Annotated in this window: 17 protein-coding genes; 6 read left to right on the forward strand and 11 right to left on the reverse strand. The window is 61.4% G+C overall.

The features are described from left to right. Nucleotides 1-9 precede the first annotated feature (9 nt). Complete coding sequence (locus tag DMY87_RS09040) at nucleotides 10-441, forward strand: type II toxin-antitoxin system VapC family toxin (RefSeq protein ID WP_110790941.1); 432 nt, start codon at nucleotides 10-12, stop codon at nucleotides 439-441. On the opposite strand, the gene DMY87_RS09045 is transcribed toward DMY87_RS09040, so the two are convergent. Both DMY87_RS09045 and DMY87_RS09050 read right to left on the reverse strand, forming a co-directional pair. Beyond that, complete coding sequence (locus DMY87_RS09045; RefSeq protein ID WP_165826180.1) at nucleotides 395-814, reverse strand: putative quinol monooxygenase; 420 nt, start codon at nucleotides 812-814, stop codon at nucleotides 395-397. The genes DMY87_RS09040 and DMY87_RS09045 overlap by 47 nt on opposite strands. A 65-nt stretch (nucleotides 815-879) precedes the next feature. Then, entirely contained in the window at nucleotides 880-1,878 is a 999-nt protein-coding gene (locus DMY87_RS09050) for an NADP-dependent oxidoreductase (RefSeq protein WP_110791028.1), read from the reverse strand. 124 nt (nucleotides 1,879-2,002) lie between these two features. On the opposite strand from DMY87_RS09050, the gene DMY87_RS09055 reads away from it, so the two are divergent. Continuing rightward, on the forward strand, nucleotides 2,003-2,560 hold the full coding sequence (locus DMY87_RS09055; RefSeq protein WP_110790943.1) for a TetR/AcrR family transcriptional regulator: 558 nt from the start codon (nucleotides 2,003-2,005) through the stop codon (nucleotides 2,558-2,560). Nucleotides 2,561-3,090: 530 nt separating this feature from the next. Here the strand turns inward: DMY87_RS09055 and DMY87_RS09060 are convergent. Then, complete coding sequence (locus DMY87_RS09060; protein ID WP_110790944.1) at nucleotides 3,091-3,660, reverse strand: GNAT family N-acetyltransferase; 570 nt, start codon at nucleotides 3,658-3,660, stop codon at nucleotides 3,091-3,093. 247 nt (nucleotides 3,661-3,907) lie between these two features. Here DMY87_RS09060 and DMY87_RS09065 point away from each other — a divergent pair, with 247 nt between their 5' ends. Next, nucleotides 3,908-4,891 (forward strand): glutathione S-transferase family protein, encoded by a 984-nt coding sequence (locus DMY87_RS09065; protein ID WP_110790945.1) that lies wholly within the window; start codon nucleotides 3,908-3,910, stop codon nucleotides 4,889-4,891. Nucleotides 4,892-4,894: 3 nt separating this feature from the next. On the opposite strand, the gene DMY87_RS09070 is transcribed toward DMY87_RS09065, so the two are convergent. Then, nucleotides 4,895-5,401 carry an NUDIX domain-containing protein gene (locus tag DMY87_RS09070; protein ID WP_110790946.1) on the reverse strand — a complete coding sequence of 169 codons (507 nt, stop codon included), beginning with the start codon at nucleotides 5,399-5,401 and terminating at the stop codon, nucleotides 4,895-4,897. A 41-nt stretch (nucleotides 5,402-5,442) separates the two neighbouring features. Here DMY87_RS09070 and DMY87_RS09075 point away from each other — a divergent pair, with 41 nt between their 5' ends. Next, nucleotides 5,443-6,354 carry a metallophosphoesterase family protein gene (locus DMY87_RS09075; protein ID WP_110790947.1) on the forward strand — a complete coding sequence of 304 codons (912 nt, stop codon included), beginning with the start codon at nucleotides 5,443-5,445 and terminating at the stop codon, nucleotides 6,352-6,354. A gap of 3 nt (nucleotides 6,355-6,357) precedes the next feature. Here the strand turns inward: DMY87_RS09075 and DMY87_RS09080 are convergent, their stop codons facing one another. The 7 genes from DMY87_RS09080 to DMY87_RS09110 form a co-directional block, all read right to left on the reverse strand. Beyond that, complete coding sequence (locus DMY87_RS09080) at nucleotides 6,358-7,134, reverse strand: alpha/beta fold hydrolase (protein ID WP_110790948.1); 777 nt, start codon at nucleotides 7,132-7,134, stop codon at nucleotides 6,358-6,360. A gap of 5 nt (nucleotides 7,135-7,139) precedes the next feature. Then, entirely contained in the window at nucleotides 7,140-8,855 is a 1,716-nt protein-coding gene (leuA, locus tag DMY87_RS09085; protein ID WP_110790949.1) for a 2-isopropylmalate synthase, read from the reverse strand. Between the two features lie 327 nt (nucleotides 8,856-9,182). Next, on the reverse strand, nucleotides 9,183-9,431 hold the full coding sequence (gene brnA, locus DMY87_RS09090) for a type II toxin-antitoxin system BrnA family antitoxin (RefSeq protein WP_110790950.1): 249 nt from the start codon (nucleotides 9,429-9,431) through the stop codon (nucleotides 9,183-9,185). After that, nucleotides 9,388-9,681 carry a BrnT family toxin gene (locus DMY87_RS09095; RefSeq protein WP_110790951.1) on the reverse strand — a complete coding sequence of 98 codons (294 nt, stop codon included), beginning with the start codon at nucleotides 9,679-9,681 and terminating at the stop codon, nucleotides 9,388-9,390. The genes brnA and DMY87_RS09095 overlap by 44 nt, the downstream gene beginning before the upstream one ends. Nucleotides 9,682-9,733: 52 nt before the next feature. Then, nucleotides 9,734-9,958, reverse strand: coding sequence for a hypothetical protein (locus DMY87_RS09100; RefSeq protein WP_245408858.1), 225 nt, complete (start codon nucleotides 9,956-9,958; stop codon nucleotides 9,734-9,736). Next, nucleotides 9,955-11,136, reverse strand: a complete 1,182-nt coding sequence (locus DMY87_RS09105) for a benzoate/H(+) symporter BenE family transporter (RefSeq protein ID WP_110790952.1) — start codon at nucleotides 11,134-11,136, stop codon at nucleotides 9,955-9,957. The genes DMY87_RS09100 and DMY87_RS09105 overlap by 4 nt, the downstream gene beginning before the upstream one ends. Before the next feature lie 97 nt (nucleotides 11,137-11,233). Further along, nucleotides 11,234-12,421 carry a GGDEF domain-containing protein gene (locus tag DMY87_RS09110; protein ID WP_110790953.1) on the reverse strand — a complete coding sequence of 396 codons (1,188 nt, stop codon included), beginning with the start codon at nucleotides 12,419-12,421 and terminating at the stop codon, nucleotides 11,234-11,236. 295 nt (nucleotides 12,422-12,716) lie between these two features. Between DMY87_RS09110 and DMY87_RS09115 the strand changes: the two genes are divergently transcribed. Beyond that, nucleotides 12,717-13,814: a carboxynorspermidine decarboxylase gene (locus DMY87_RS09115; RefSeq protein WP_110790954.1), complete on the forward strand. Its 1,098-nt coding sequence runs from the start codon at nucleotides 12,717-12,719 to the stop codon at nucleotides 13,812-13,814. A gap of 50 nt (nucleotides 13,815-13,864) precedes the next feature. Continuing rightward, a complete protein-coding gene (locus tag DMY87_RS09120; protein WP_110790955.1) occupies nucleotides 13,865-15,103 on the forward strand; it encodes a saccharopine dehydrogenase family protein in 1,239 nt (412 codons plus the stop codon). Nucleotides 15,104-15,139: the final 36 nt, after the last annotated feature.

Here is a 15,139-nt window from a genome sequence, read left to right on the forward strand (position 1 = left end):
AGAACTTTGATGGCTGGAGCGCTTCTCGATACACATGCGCTCTACTGGTTGATCACAGCAGCAAGTTCGATGTCGCAGGAAGCGCTGATCGTGATTGCTGAAAGCCAAGTATCACAGCGACTTTTTGTATCTCCCATCAGCGCTTGGGAATTGTCGCTCGCATCTATGAAGCCAGCCCACAGAGACCCAGTCGTCTTTGGTAACAAGTCCCCCTCTCGCTGGTTCTCTTTGGCAACGACTGCGACCGGTGCACGCGTAGCACCGATCTATCAGAAGATTGCATGCGAAGCGGCGACAGTCGTTGTCGACACTGGCCACAAAGACCCAGGCGATTGTTATCTGATCGCGACAAGCCGTGTAAAAAAGATGCCGCTGGTTACACGGGACCGGATACTCATCCAGCTCGCATCCAACGGTTATTTGGAAGTCGTTCAGTGCTGACGCGACCACTGCTTCCAGGTTTTGCATCCTTCTGCTGGCGGCACCCGCCATGTGGTGGCGCCAGCGGCGGTAGTCTGCCCCCCAGCGCCCTTTCGTTCTGGGCATCGAACACCGAGAGGTTGCCGCGCATTCTGCCACCCCAAACCGTCATGAAGGACACGGCCTCCGATCGGTTAAGATGCGCCGTCAGGGACCCCTGGTCTCTCCATCGCTCCGAGACCGCGAGGCGTCCCCCCACTGCATCCACAACCGTGACCACGTAGAAGAGACAACCACTGTCCGGAAGGATCAGCGGGTTGATTGTGCGGATGTCACGTTCGAATGCCGCTACATCGGACGGGTCGATCTGGATCTCACCTTGAATGATGATCATGCTTGCTCTCGTTTCTGCTGAAGAATGCCACGGGGCTATGAGCAGCCCCATGGCCGGCGGATATCTCATTCAACGGTGAGGACGATCTTGCCCTGGATATGCCCCCGTGCGGCGCGCTCATGGGCTTCCCGGACCGCAGCAAGCGGATACTGGCTATCGATCAACACCCGGATCGATCCGTCATTCAGCAGAGGCGCGATCTCAGCCAGCTGCGCACCGCTGGAGCGCACCTGTAAGGTGGAGACCGTGATGCCGAGCCTCGCCGCCTCATCGGCACCGGAAAACCCGAGCGGATAGACCGAAAACAGGGCACCGCCAGGTTTCAGACAGGGCAGAAACCGACCCGTGGCCGGTCCTCCCACCGTATCCACGATCAGATCGAGATCCCGGGCGAACGTCTCAGGAGCCATCTGGGTGTAGTCGATGAAAGCGTCTGCGCCGAGGTCACGCAGCAACTGTTCGTGCCGGCCCGAGGCCACGGCCGTCACATGGGCACCCTTCAGTTTTGCAATCTGGACCGCGAGATGACCGACGCCACCGGCCGCCCCGTTGACCAACACGGACCTGGCCTCCAGCGGGACGGGCCGATGGCGGTCTGACTGCAGCGGGTTCGGTGCCTCATGGCCGACATCCACCAGGAACTGCCAGGCCGTCAGCAACGACATCGGCGCGGCCGCCGCCTGCAGATGGTCGATCCCCTTCGGCTTCAGGGCAAGCTCTGACGCAGGAACGGAGACATATTCCGCATAGGCCTGGCTTTCCCCGACACTGAAGAAGCGCACCATGGCATAGACCTCGTCTCCGACCGCAAACCGGTCGACGCCCTCCCCCAGGGCCTCGATCGTGCCGGAGATATCGGTCCCGAGAATGAGCGGGAAGTCGACCTTCGGCTGCCATTCGGGCGGCAAGGCCTTGTACCCATCGCGGAGATACCAGTCGGGCGGATTGATGCCGATGGCATGGACGCGAACGAGCACCTCGCCGGCCTTGATCACGGGCATGGGGGCGTCCTCATATACCAGCACCTCGGGGCCTCCGAAGGCGTGAATGCGGACGGCTTTCATGGTCTTCATGACAGTCTCTTTCTTGTTGCGGACAGCCATGCTATCCGATTTGGAGCACCGCCCCGCATTAAGTGGAGCGCTGCCCCGAATAAACGGAGCGCCGCTCCATTTGTCAAGGCGTGCCATGCGATCCGACGCAAAAAAGAACTATGAGCATATCCTGTCCGTCGCCCGCAGCCTTCTGACCGGCGGCGGCGCCGAGACCTCGCTGCGCGACATCGCGCGCAAGGCAGGCGTCGGCGACGGCACGCTTCACCGCCATTTTCCAACGCGTGACGCCCTGTTGGATGCCCTGCTCCGGCAGACCTTTGATGCGCTGAGCGAGCGGGCGGCAGAGCTGGAGAAGGAAGAGGATGCCGCAGGCGCCCTGCTCGCCTGGGTCAAGGAGACGGTGGCTGCAACCCGCGACTACAGCGGCGTCATTGCCCCGATGGTGAACGCCATCTCCGACGAGAACTCGGCGCTGCACACCTCATGCGTCGCCTTGCGCGCGGGCGGCACGCGCCTTCTCGTCCACGCCCAGTCCAAGGGCATGGCGCGCACGGACATGGACGGCGACGACCTGTTCGCCCTGATCAGCGCTCTCGCCTGGCTCGCGGAACAACCTCCCCTGGTGCCACGGTCCGGGCACCTGTTCGACATCATCGCCGATGCGATCCTGCCCGGACGACAGAACGGATAAGGAGTGCCGCAGCCGACTTCGGCGCGGAAAGACTGCGACGTCGAATATAGGCCACTACAACCGTGAAGCCATTTTGCAGCGAACATCGGGAACCTGCCCACGACATCGTGGCTGCGGCACGCCAGATCTGCGTGATGCCCCCTCAGGCTCACCAACCCCCTGCCCGAAACCGCCCATGATGCCATCCGCGGCGGCATGACGGCCCACAACGCCCCCCAGCTGCGTCCGACCGACCGGAAACAGATTCCGCATCCCGATCCCAGCGGATGGAGGCAGCATGGATGGTGGCATCCTCGGCTATACCGGTCGCGACTGGTTTTATGTGGGGCCCCTCGTCCCCGAGCGCCTGCGCGGTCAGGATGTGAAGCTCGCGATTGCCTCAGAGCCTATATCGGCACGATCAACCCGGCCGCCCGCCGCTCCGATGGACGGGCAGGATACAGCTTATTCAGCCGCATCGAGGACATCAAAAAGGGTCCCGATATGTACTGATTGATCAAGCGCTTCGGGCAAGGCCCTCAGTTAAACTGTCAGGCCGAAGCATAGGCCTTGTTGGGTGCGATATCGTCTAGCGCCGGGACATCCACCTCAACCGCCTTGCAGTCCCGCCAGGCAATCGCGCCCTTTAGCCGGTCATGCACGTCGTCAGCCAGCGGCACCACCAGCACACGGTTCGGATCGACGGGACCGGGGAAGTCGAGCGCCTTATACGCCACCTTCTCGAAGCCGAGCGGCATGTAATACGGCGGGTCGCCGATCAGGATGACGCCTTCCGAACCCTTGCGCCGGGCCGCCTCGATGGCGATCCGCACCAGTTCCCGGCCAATGCCCCGGTTCTTGTGCGAGGGGCGGACAGCGAGCGGCCCCAGCAGATGCCCCTTCACAGCCCCGGCCATCACAGGCGTCATGCGCACGGAGGCAATCGTCTCGCCATTGTCGGCACAGATGAAGGAGAGCGACCGGTCATGCGGCCCCTGCTCGCGAATGCGCGCAGCCGCACGCGTATGCCGGCCGGGACCAAACGCTTCTTCGTTGATAAGGTCGATGACAGCGTCGTGCGACGCATCCTCGGTGAGGTAGATAAGCCCAAAGTTTTTCATGGATGACCGAAACCAGCAGACAGACAGCAATATGGGTTCACGCGCCTTGCGGCGTTCATGAGCATCAGCGTCGTCGTGGGTTCCGTGAGAGGGTCATCTGGGGCTTTCTTTGTCAGTTTTTTCCCGATAGCAGCAAAATTTCCGCGCGTCCAACGGAAAACGCACTGTTCATCGCATCGCCCCTCGCAATCACGCCCGAGTGCCGTATCTTCCCCGGCAAGTGAGAAACGGAAAAAAGGATCATGCCATGGGCAGGCTGGTGGACGGCGTCTGGCAGGACGTCTGGTACGATACGAAATCGACCTCGGGCCATTTCAAGCGGGCGGATTCGAGCTTCCGCAACTGGGTGACGGCGGATGGCGCCCCCGGCCCCTCCGGCAAGGGCGGCTTCAAGGCCGAGGCCGGCCGCTACCATCTCTATGTCTCCTATGCCTGTCCCTGGGCCCACCGCACCTTGATCTTCCGCGCCCTGAAAGGCCTCGAAGACCTGATCTCCGTCTCGGTCGTCGACCCGCTGATGCTGTCGAACGGCTGGGAATTCCACGAGCGCGACGGCGCCACAGTCGACCATCTCTTCGGCTCGGATTTCCTCTGGCAGGTCTACGTGAAAGCCGACCCGACCTTCTCCGGCCGCGTCACCGTGCCGGTCCTCTGGGACAAACAGCAGGGCACGATCGTCTCGAACGAATCGTCCGAGATCATCCGCATGTTCAACTCGGCCTTCGACGGCCTCACCGGCTCGACGCTCGACATGCATCCGGAAGACCTGCACGGCGCGATAGACGAGATCAACACCCGCATCTACGACACCGTCAACAACGGCGTCTACAAAGCCGGTTTTGCGACCACCCAAGAGGCCTATGAGAGCGCCGTCTACCCGCTCTTCGAAACCCTCGACTGGCTGGAAGAGCGCCTGACCAACCAGCGTTACCTCTTCGGTGCCCGCGTGACCGAGGCCGACTGGCGCCTGTTCACCACGCTTGTCCGCTTCGACCCCGTCTATGTCGGCCACTTCAAATGCAACATCCGCCGCATCGCCGACTATCCGGCACTGTCGGCCTATCTGCGCGACCTCTATCAGACGCCGGGCGTCGCCGAGACCGTCGAGATGCGCCACATCAAGCATCACTATTATCGCAGCCACACCATGATCAACCCGACCGGCGTCGTGCCTGTCGGACCGAAACTCGACCTGATGGTCCCGCACGGCCGCGAAGGGCTCGGGGCCTGACCCTCACCAGTGATGCGACATCGCCGCTGCGCCGCGGAGTTCGGCGAGGCGGCGACGCGTCGCCTCGGTCGTGCCATCGGGCAGAGACGCAGGATCGAAAAACCCGCAGTCTGCAATCTCCCGATCGGCACCCCGCGGCGCCGTCTGCACCACATCGACCCGGTAAAGCAGCACATGGTCGCGGCCGCTGATCCGGCCGTTGAAATAGACCTGGAAGAGTCTGGGGGCACCGGTCATCTCCAGATTGCCCTCTTCTCGCAATTCCTTGGCGAGTGCCGCAAACCCCGTCTCGCCGCGCTCCACGCCACCACCCGGCAAATGCCAGCCCGGCACATAGGTGTGTCGCACCAGAAATACCCGGCCCTCGGCATCGAAACAGGCGGCCCTGACGCCAAGCGTCATGCCCCGGCTGAAAGCAAAATAGACATGCAGCAGCCGAACAAGGAACCTCTTCGGCCATCCCAGCCTTTCATCACTGGGTGTGTCCGCCCCGTTCCCGGCTGGTGTCATTTCCCTTGCCCCTCCCTGTCCGCGCCGTTATGAGAAGCGCCATGTTCAAGCTCGCGCATATATCCGATGTCCACCTCGGCCCATTGCCGAACCTGACGATCCGGGAACTCGCGTCCAAGCGCATCACGGGCTATGTGAACTGGCATCGCAACCGTCGCAAGCATCTTTTCCCCAATGCACTGGAAATGGTCCTCGCCAGCATTCGCGAAGCCAACCCAGATCACCTCGCCATCACCGGCGACCTCGTCAACCTTGCCTCCAAGCTCGAGATCCGCCTCGTCACCGAATGGCTGAAGCTCGCCGGCACGCCCCTCGATACCTCGGTCGTTCCGGGTAACCATGACGCCTATGTGCCGGGCGCCCATGATCGCGTGGTCCAGGCCTGGTACGACTACATGCGCGGCGACGACGATCCGCTGATCTTCCAGGATAGCCACAAGCTCTTTCCCTATATCCGCCGCCGGGGTCCAGTCGCCATCATCGGCTGTTCCACCTCGATCGCCACCCCGCCCTTCTCCGCGCAAGGCTATTTCAGCGGCCGTCAGGCCCGCGAGACGGCAGGCCTGTTGAAGGCCGCCGGCGAGGAAGGCCTCTTTCGCGTGGTGATGATCCATCATCCGCCGATCCGCGGCGCGGCCGCGCAGCACAAGCGCATGATCGGCATCCGCCGCTTCGCCGCCGCCATTCGCACCGGCGGCGCCGAACTCGTGCTGCACGGCCACACGCATCTCAACACGCTCTATTGGCTGGCAGACCGCGAAAAACACATCCCCGTCGTCGGCATCGCCTCGGCAAGCCAGGGCCCCGGCGCCAAGAAACCCGCCGCCGGCTACAATCTCTTCTCCATCGAGGGCGAGACAGGCAACTGGCAGCTGGACTGGCAGCGCTTCAAGATCGAAAGCGAGGACGCGCCGCTGAAACTCGACCACAGTGAACGCCTGATGGGCCTCTGAGGCTCAATCTGCCACCATCGCGGATGAAAGGGCGGAAGCCACCGCATCCGGTGCCTCGTCGATCAGCATATGCCCCACGCCTTCGATCAGCATCACGTCGGCACCCGGCCAGATGGCCTTGGCTTGCGTGACCGGCAGGATCGGATCCTCCGCTCCCCACAAAAGCCGCGTCGGAACGCCAAGCGCGTCGAAAGCCGAAAGCGGCAGTGTCCCCTGCCCGGTTCGCCCGTCTGTCTCCACAAGGAAGGAATTCAGGATCTCCACAAGCCGGTCCGTGGCTCCGGGAAGACGCCGAGCATCGGTAAGCCGATCGAGGCTCGTCACACCAGGCATGCTGCCCGGAGCCAACAGCGCAGCCAGAGCCAGTGCCAGGTCGCCGGTCTCAACCGCCAAACCATAGCGCCGCAGCGCCTCATGATGGATTTCGGGCCCGAAACCGCCCGGCGCCAGCAGCGTCAGCGAACGCACCCGGTCGCCGGCACGCAGCGCAATCAGGCTCGCAGTCGCACCACCCATCGAATGCCCGCAGAGATGAAAGCTGGAAATCCCGCGCCGATCGAGATCCGCGAGAACAACCTTGGCCATTACACCGGCATGCCCGATACCCTCGGCACCGAGCGACTGCCCGTGCCCCGGCAGATCATACACGACCAGCGGGATATCGGGGTCGAGCCGAGAGACGACCGGCGCCCACAGAGCCCCGATCCCACCGAAGCCATGCAGCAGCACGAGCGGTGCCTTCGCCGAGGAGTAATTCCGAACCTCGGCGAAGAGCGTCATGTTGTTTAGGCCTTGGCCTGCGTCTCAAGCACACGGTTGGCGGCCGAGACGATGGCCTCCAGAGAGGCCGTCACGATATTGGTGTTGATGCCTGCGCCGAACAGCTTGCCGCCGGCATGCGCCATCTCGACATAGGCAATGGCTGCCGCATTCGACCCATGCTGCAACGAATGCTCGGAATAGTCCTGCACCGAAAGATCGATCCCGAGATAGGTCGACAGCGCATTGACAAAACCGTCGATCGGTCCGGTCCCCTTGCCCTCGATCCGCTTCGTCTCACCCTTGTCGGTGATCTCGGCGGCAACGACCCGGATGCCCTTCTGATCAGTGCCAGCCGGATAGGTGTGGTGATCGACAAACTTGATCCGCGCCTGAGGCTGCTCGACATAACGTTCGATGAAGCGCTCGTAGATCTTCTTCGACGGCAGTTCCTTGCCATCCTCGTCGGTGATCCGCTGGATGTCCTCGCGGAACTCCACCTGCAGGGCGCGCGGCAGGTTGATGCCGTAGTCTTCCTGCAGGATATAGGCGATGCCGCCCTTGCCCGACTGCGAATTGATCCGGATGATCGCCTCATAGGTACGGCCAACATCCTGCGGATCGATCGGCAGATAGGGCACTTCCCAGAGGGGATGATTGGCGGTCTTAATCGCCTTCATGCCCTTGTTGATCGCATCCTGGTGTGAGCCGGAGAAGGCCGTATAGACCAGCTCGCCGACATACGGATGACGCTCGGGAATGACCATCTCGTTGGAATATTCATAGACCGCCTTGATCCGCTCGATGTCGGAGCAGTCCAGCTGCGGGTCGACACCCTGCGTATACATGTTGAGCGCCAGCGTCACGACATCGACATTGCCGGTGCGCTCGCCATTGCCGAACAGCGTGCCTTCGACGCGGTCGGCACCGGCCATCAGGCCGAGTTCCGTCGCGGCAATGCCGGTGCCCCGGTCATTGTGCGGATGCAGCGAGATGATGACGTTCTCGCGTTGGTCGATATTGCGACACATCCACTCGATCTGGTCGGCATAGATATTCGGCGTCGCCATCTCGACGGTCGAGGGCAAATTCAGGATCAGCTTGTTATCATCAGTCGGCTTCACTTCGGCGATGACGGCGTTGCAGATCTCCAGTGCCACTTCCAGCTCGGTGCCGGTAAAGCTCTCAGGCGAATATTCGAAGCGATAGCCGCCACCGGCCTTGGCCGCCATGTCCATGATCATCTTCGCGGCATCAACAGCGATCTGCTTGATGCCGGCGACATCCTTGCCGAAGACAACGCGGCGCTGCAGCTCGGAGGTGGAATTGTAGAAATGGATGATCGGCTTGGTCGCGCCTTCCAGCGCCTCGAAGGTCCGCGTAATCAACTCCGGCCGGCACTGCACCAGCACCTGCAACGACACGTCGGAGGGCACACCACCCTCTTCCACGCACCAGCGGGCGAAGTCGAAATCCGTCTGCGAGGCCGAGGGGAAACCGATCTCGATTTCCTTGAAGCCCATGTCGAGCAAGAGCTGGAACATCCGCGCCTTGCGGTCATGGCCCATCGGGTTGACCAGCGACTGGTTGCCGTCGCGCAGATCGACGGAACACCAGATCGGCGCCTTGTCGATCACCTTCGACGGCCAGGTGCGATCGGCAATGGCGATCTGCGGATAAGGGCGGTACTTCTCAGAAGCGTCCGGCATGCCCTGCTTCACGGTATGGGTCTTCAAAATCATCGTCTTCGTCTCTTCTCGTCCTCGTCGGCGTGACCGGCTGATAGCAAATCAGGTGGCGTTTGACACGTCCGAACGACCCCTTGTCAGGGAATTACTGATATCGATGTGGGAGTGTTCGAGGAGCAATCGCCAAACGGCTGACCCGGCCGCCGGGCGCTCCTCAATGGACCCGGCAACCGCGGATAAGGCCGAGAAGAAGAAGCGAGTTTGGCACCGACGCGACGAAGCCGGCCGCAGCGCGGGCCGTCATCTCAGTCGCAGCAATGGTCGTGCCGTTGGTCTTCATGGGATGAGGAATAGCGCGACGAAATGAATCGCGCAAGGGTGTTATTCGGCAGCGGATTTCGGTGTCTGATTCAAACGTTCGCGAATCCACAACGAGACAAGCTTCTGCCGAGAGGTATTCAAACGAGCGGCCTCCGCGTCGAGTGCCGCAAGCTCATCCTTCAGGAGTTCGAGTTCGATAAGCTCGTGTTCCCAATTGATACGCCGAGCATTGGCCCAATCAAAATATTCGCTGACATCCTCGCCGTCATCGAATTTCTGGTCGAGTTCGGCTGCTGTTATGGTCTTCATAAAACTGAATCTCCGCTTTCCTGGCTCTTCGAACAGAAATGATCCGGATCTTTTTCTGCCGAAGCGTGAAGTATCCCACCCAGAATTTGCCTTCGATCTGCCCGACAATACCATATCGGACCTCGTCGTGCGAGCGGGCGTCCACGGTCAAACCGTTCCCCGGACGCCACAACTCCTGCGCCGCCACGAAATCGATTCCGTGCTTCGCCTTGTTCGCCTCGCTTTTGGCCGGATCGAATTCGAACTCCATGCCCTCAACCTAACGCAACCCATGCGATTGCACCAGATAAACCACACGTCTCTCAGCGTCGTCCGAACTGCGCGATGACGGCTGCGGCGAGGAAACCGATCGCCACCACGCCCCAGACCATCCCACCCTCGGTGACATTGCTGCCGTTGGACGTGACACAGCTCGACTGCGCTGCCGCGATACAGTCCCGCCAGATCCAGTAGCGCATGTAGAACACATAACCGAACAGGCTGGCCGCCAGCCCAAAAACGATTGCTTTGATGCGGGGCCGCCTCAAGCGCGGCTTCTCGCGAGCTTCACCAGCCCCAGCATCGCCACCCCAGCAATCAGCCCCCAGAATGCCCCTGAGATCCCGAGAATGGAAATCCCCGACGCCGTCACAAGGAATGTCACCGCCGCCGCCTCTCGCGTCTCCGGCACCTGAAATGCCGCAACCGAGGACCCCGAAAACGCCCCGATCAGCGCCAGACCCGCCACTGACTGGATCAGGATCGGCGGCGCCAGCGACACGAAACCGGTGACCGCACCGGCGGCAAGCCCCAGAAGCACATAGCCGATGCCGGCAATGATCGCCGCCCAATAGCGCCGCTTTGGATCGGGATGCGCATCCTCGCCCGCACACATCGCCGCCGTGATCGCCGCAAGATTGACCGCATGCCCGCCGAACGGCGCCAACAATGCCGAAAACACACCGGTCACCGCGAACATCGGCCCAGGATTCGGCTCATATTTGTTGACCTTGAGGATCGCGATCCCGGGAATGTTCTGCGAGGCCATGGTGACGATGAACAGCGGCAGCGCAATCGACACCAGAGCGGGCAGCGTGAACGCCGGCCGCACCAGTTCCACCGGCGGTGCGAGCGAGGCTGCCCAGCTCGCCATCGCCCCGTCAGGCAGGTCAACGCCGAAGACGATCACCACGACAAAGGTCAACAACGCCGCAGGCACCGCGTAAAGTCGCTTGAAGGCCGACACCACCGCCCAGACGACGAGAATCGGCAGTCCCAAGGCCGCATCGAAGGCCACCGCCTTGAACGGTGCAAAACACAGGCTGAGAATAACGCCGGCCAGCATGGCATTGGCGATGGGCGCAGGGATTGCCGCCACAGCGCGGCCAAACGGGCGGATCAGCCCGGCAAGCACGATCAGCGCCGCGCAGACCAGAAACGCCCCGACCGCTGCCGGAAAGCCGCCCACCGGAACACCCGCCGTCGCCATCAGCGCCGCCCCCGGTGTCGACCACGCGACCGAGACCGGCAGTTTCGTCCAGGCACTGAGCACGATCCCGCAGATCCCCATTGCAACGGACAGCGCCATCAGCCCGGACGCCGCCTCGTAATCGGTTGCCCCGACGCCCTTCAGCCCCTGCAACACGACGGCAAAGGAACTGGCAAAACCGACAAAGGCGACGAGCACGCCCATGAAGGCGGCCTGGGGAGACAAATCTTTCAGCATGGCGGGCTCGCGAAACGGAGTTTGATGGTGAAGGCCAATCAAATTCCGAAGACGCTGACAAGGTCCAGAGGCCGCGAAAGCGTCCTCTCGTGCAGCTTTAAAGGGAACTCGCCGGCTGGTCGAAGCGCTCCGTCGCGCCAGGCGCCGTCAGATGTGTGTTGGCCCCAGCCAGCACCACCCGATTGCGCCCGCCTCTCTTGGCCGCATAAAGCGCGGCGTCCGCCCGGCCCATCAGCTTTGTCATGGTTTTTGCCACCGGCGCCACCGCAACGCCGGCACTCAATGTCACCGGGATCACCTCGCCGTCATGGGAAATCGCGAGCGAAGCAACGGTCGCGCGCAACTGCTCGACCGTTTCGATCGCGCGCGCGACACCGACATCCGGCAGAAACAGGCCGAACTCCTCGCCGCCCATACGCGCGAAAATCGCCGTCTCCCCAAGCGAGCGCATCATGGCCTGCGCCACTCCCGTCAAAACCTGGTCCCCGGCCACGTGTCCATAGCGGTCGTTGACCTGCTTGAAGTGGTCGATATCGATGATGACATAGGCACTTCCCGGCTGCACCTGCTGCGGCAGCCGGTCCATCATCCAGTGCCGGTTGTGGATCCCGGTCAGGCTGTCGGTCTCTGTCAGCGCTATCAATCGACGCTCGGACCGTTCCTGCACCAGGATCAGCACAAACATCGCAATGGCGAACTGGCAGAGGATCAGAAGCAGGAAAGTGGCTGCCGGCGTCACAGGCATCAGATCAGGTCTGGCGATCACCACAATGGTGGTCAAGGCGATGATCGCCTTGCAGACGAAGGCTCCGGCAAGCCCCCATCGGGTCTGCAACCGCTCGCCCCTCTTGTCACGGAGCACCATCCAGACGGCTGCCAGCGCAAACATCGCCATGACAGAGAGGAAAACCGCCGAACGTTCGACATTGTCGAGGTAGAAATCCGACACGAACGCCCAGGTCGTCAGCACAATCGGAACCACGAACGCGAACCAGTTGCGACCGGCAGGACGCTCCTCGATCAGGTTGATCAGCCCCACATAGATCAGGGAATAGGATACCGGTCCGCTGACGAAGCTCCAGAACGTCCAGGTGCGGTAGTCGATGACATCTTCAAGCCCGGCGCCGGCCAGAAGCGAGCCGCCGCCCAGCACGAGGAAACCCATAGACATCTTGCCGAGCCCGCGAATATGCAGGGACCGCGAGCGCACCAGCAGGAAACACAGCGCGCCGACAGCCAGTGACAGCGGATGCAGTGTCAGAATCGTCGCGAGGTCGAGATGCATGAGATGTCCAGGAGAGTAGCGTTAGGCAACGATTACCAGCGGAAGCTTGCATATTGCTAAATAAGACGCCTTTTTTATGCATGGCTGGACTCCGCTGGACGCAGAGCATCCCGGATTTGGCAGGCACCGACCGTCATCTTGGTTTCATCTTCTCGGGCCAAACAGGCGCAATCTGCTGAAACCCCGAGCTTGTGCTTGCCTTTTACCCCCCTTTTGCCTATGGACCCCCTCCGACGCATTCGGGGCGTCCCGTTCACTTCCGCCGGCAACGGCTGGGTTCACGAAGGATAGAGCCTTGATCCAGACCCCTTATTATCTGATCGACAAATCCAAACTGCTCCAGAACATGGAGAAGATCGCCAAATTGCGCGAACTCTCCGGCGCCAAGGCGCTGCTGGCGCTCAAATGTTTCGCCACCTGGTCGGTCTTCGATTTCATGCGCGACTACATGGACGGCACGACGTCGTCGTCGCTCAACGAAGTCCGCCTCGGCCATGAGCGGTTCGGCAAGGAAACCCATGCCTATTCCGTGGCCTATGCCGACTACGAGATCGACGAGGTCGTCTCCCACGCCGACAAGATCATCTTCAATTCGATTGGCCAGCTGACCCGTTTCGAAAAGCAATCCTCCGGCATCATCCGCGGCCTTCGGCTGAACCCCGGCGTCTCCTCCTCGAGCTTCGATCTCGCCGACCCCGCCCGCCCCTTCTCGCGGCTGGGTGAGTGGGATCTCGCAAAAGTCGAGCCGGTCATGGAGCTGATCTCCGGCTTCATGATCCACAACAACTGCGAAAACGGCGATTTCGACCTCTTCGACAAGATGCTCGGCGACATCGAGCATAAATTCGGCCCCCTCCTGAAGAAGGCCGAATGGGTCTCTCTCGGCGGCGGCATTCATTTCACCGGCGAGAACTATCCGCTGGAAAAATTCGCAGAGCGCCTGAAGCGCTTCTCCGGCGAGTTCGGCGTCCAGGTCTATCTGGAGCCCGGCGAAGCCTCGATCACCAAGTCGACCACGCTCGAAGTCACCGTGCTCGACAGACTTTACAACGGCAAGGATCTTGTCGTGGTGGATTCATCCATCGAAGCGCATCTCCTCGATCTCCTGATCTACCGGGAAAGCGCGAAGGTCCACCCCAACCAGGGACCGCACCGGTACCAGGTCTGCGGCAAGTCCTGCCTCGCGGGCGATATCTTCGGCGAGTTCAATTTCGAACAGGAATTGAACATCGGCGACCGCATCTCGCTGCAGGACACCGCCGGCTACACGATGGTCAAGAAAAACTGGTTTAACGGCGTGCAAATGCCGGCAATCGCCATCCGCGAACTGGATGGCAGCCTCAGGACGGTCCGTGAGTTCGACTACACGGACTACGAAACAAGCCTGTCCTGAACTCCCTCAGGAACAGGTTCTGACGATTGGACATAGGAGTTGGTCCCATTATGAAGAAGAACGTGCTCATCATCGGCGCCGGCGGCGTCGCCCAGGTTGTTGCGCATAAATGCGCCCAGAACAACGACGTGCTCGGCGACATCCATATCGCTTCGCGCACCAAGGCGAAGTGCGACGCCATCATCGCTTCCGTGCACGAGAAGAAGGCGATGAAGCAGGAAGGCGTTCTCGAAGCGCACGCCCTTGACGCCCTCGACATCGAAGCCACCAAGGCCCTGATCAAGAAGCTCGGTGCGCAAATCGTCATCAATGTCGGCACCGCCTTCCTCAACATGTCGGTGCTGCGCGCCTGCATGGACACCGGTGTCGCCTATATCGACACCGCGATCCATGAAGAGCCGAACAAGATCTGCGAGACCCCGCCGTGGTACGGAAACTACGAGTGGAAGCGGGCGGAAGAATGCGCTGAAAAGGGCATCACCGCCATCCTCGGCGCCGGCTTCGATCCGGGCGTGGTCAACGCCTATGCCAAGCTCGCCAAGGACGAATATCTCGACAAGGTGACCGACGTCGACATCGTCGACATCAATGCCGGCAGCCACGGCAAATACTTCGCCACCAACTTCGACCCGGAAATCAATTTCCGCGAATTCACCGGCGTCGTCTATTCCTGGCAGGGCGGCGAATGGAAGGTCAACAAGATGTTCGAGATTGGCAAGGACTACGACCTGCCGGTCGTCGGCACCCGCCGCGCCTATCTCTGCGGCCATGACGAAGTGCACTCATTGGCCAAGAACATGGACGGCGCCGACGTGCGCTTCTGGATGGGCTTTGGCGATCACTACATCAACGTCTTCACCGTCCTGAAGTCGATCGGCCTCCTCTCCGAACAGCCGGTCAAGCTGGCCGATGGCTCCGAAGTGGTACCGCTGAAGGTCGTCAAGGCCTGCCTTCCCGATCCGGCATCGCTTGCCCCCAACTACGAAGGCAAGACCTGCATCGGCGACTACGTGAAGGGTTTGAAGGACGGCAAGGAAAAGACCGTTTTCATTTACAACGTCGCCGACCACAAGGAAGCCTATAACGAAGTGGGAAGCCAGGGCATCTCCTACACCGCCGGCGTCCCCCCGGTTGCAGCCGCCATGCTGGTCGCCACGGGCGAATGGGACGTGAAGAAGATGGCCAACGTCGAAGAACTGCCGCCCAAGCCCTTCATCAACCTCCTGAACAAGATCGGCCTGCCGACCCGCATTCAGGACGAGGATGGCGATCGGGCTGTGGAGTTCTGAGAGCGCGGTTGAGCGCTTGAGGATTGAGGGAAATGC

Source organism: Peteryoungia wuzhouensis (assembly GCF_003205195.1).
In the GTDB taxonomy this organism is placed as follows: domain Bacteria; phylum Pseudomonadota; class Alphaproteobacteria; order Rhizobiales; family Rhizobiaceae; genus Allorhizobium; species Allorhizobium wuzhouense.

Bases quoted from the DNA above. Each gene is read 5' to 3' on its own strand.
- DMY87_RS09060 (WP_110790944.1), bottom strand. From the start codon at position 3,660: ATGAAAAACTTTGGGCTTATCTACCTCACCGAGGATGCGTCGCACGAC.
- DMY87_RS09045 (WP_165826180.1), bottom strand. From the start codon at position 814: ATGATCATCATTCAAGGTGAGATCCAGATCGACCCGTCCGATGTAGCG.
- DMY87_RS09075 (WP_110790947.1), top strand. From the start codon at position 5,443: ATGTTCAAGCTCGCGCATATATCCGATGTCCACCTCGGCCCATTGCCG.
- DMY87_RS09105 (WP_110790952.1), bottom strand. From the start codon at position 11,136: ATGCTGAAAGATTTGTCTCCCCAGGCCGCCTTCATGGGCGTGCTCGTC.
- DMY87_RS09110 (WP_110790953.1), bottom strand. From the start codon at position 12,421: ATGCATCTCGACCTCGCGACGATTCTGACACTGCATCCGCTGTCACTG.
- DMY87_RS09050 (WP_110791028.1), bottom strand. From the start codon at position 1,878: ATGAAAGCCGTCCGCATTCACGCCTTCGGAGGCCCCGAGGTGCTGGTA.
- DMY87_RS09095 (WP_110790951.1), bottom strand. From the start codon at position 9,681: ATGGAGTTCGAATTCGATCCGGCCAAAAGCGAGGCGAACAAGGCGAAG.
- DMY87_RS09055 (WP_110790943.1), top strand. From the start codon at position 2,003: ATGCGATCCGACGCAAAAAAGAACTATGAGCATATCCTGTCCGTCGCC.
- DMY87_RS09040 (WP_110790941.1), top strand. From the start codon at position 10: ATGGCTGGAGCGCTTCTCGATACACATGCGCTCTACTGGTTGATCACA.
- brnA (WP_110790950.1), bottom strand. From the start codon at position 9,431: ATGAAGACCATAACAGCAGCCGAACTCGACCAGAAATTCGATGACGGC.
- leuA (WP_110790949.1), bottom strand. From the start codon at position 8,855: ATGATTTTGAAGACCCATACCGTGAAGCAGGGCATGCCGGACGCTTCT.
- DMY87_RS09120 (WP_110790955.1), top strand. From the start codon at position 13,865: ATGAAGAAGAACGTGCTCATCATCGGCGCCGGCGGCGTCGCCCAGGTT.
- DMY87_RS09065 (WP_110790945.1), top strand. From the start codon at position 3,908: ATGGGCAGGCTGGTGGACGGCGTCTGGCAGGACGTCTGGTACGATACG.
- DMY87_RS09070 (WP_110790946.1), bottom strand. From the start codon at position 5,401: ATGACACCAGCCGGGAACGGGGCGGACACACCCAGTGATGAAAGGCTG.
- DMY87_RS09080 (WP_110790948.1), bottom strand. From the start codon at position 7,134: ATGACGCTCTTCGCCGAGGTTCGGAATTACTCCTCGGCGAAGGCACCG.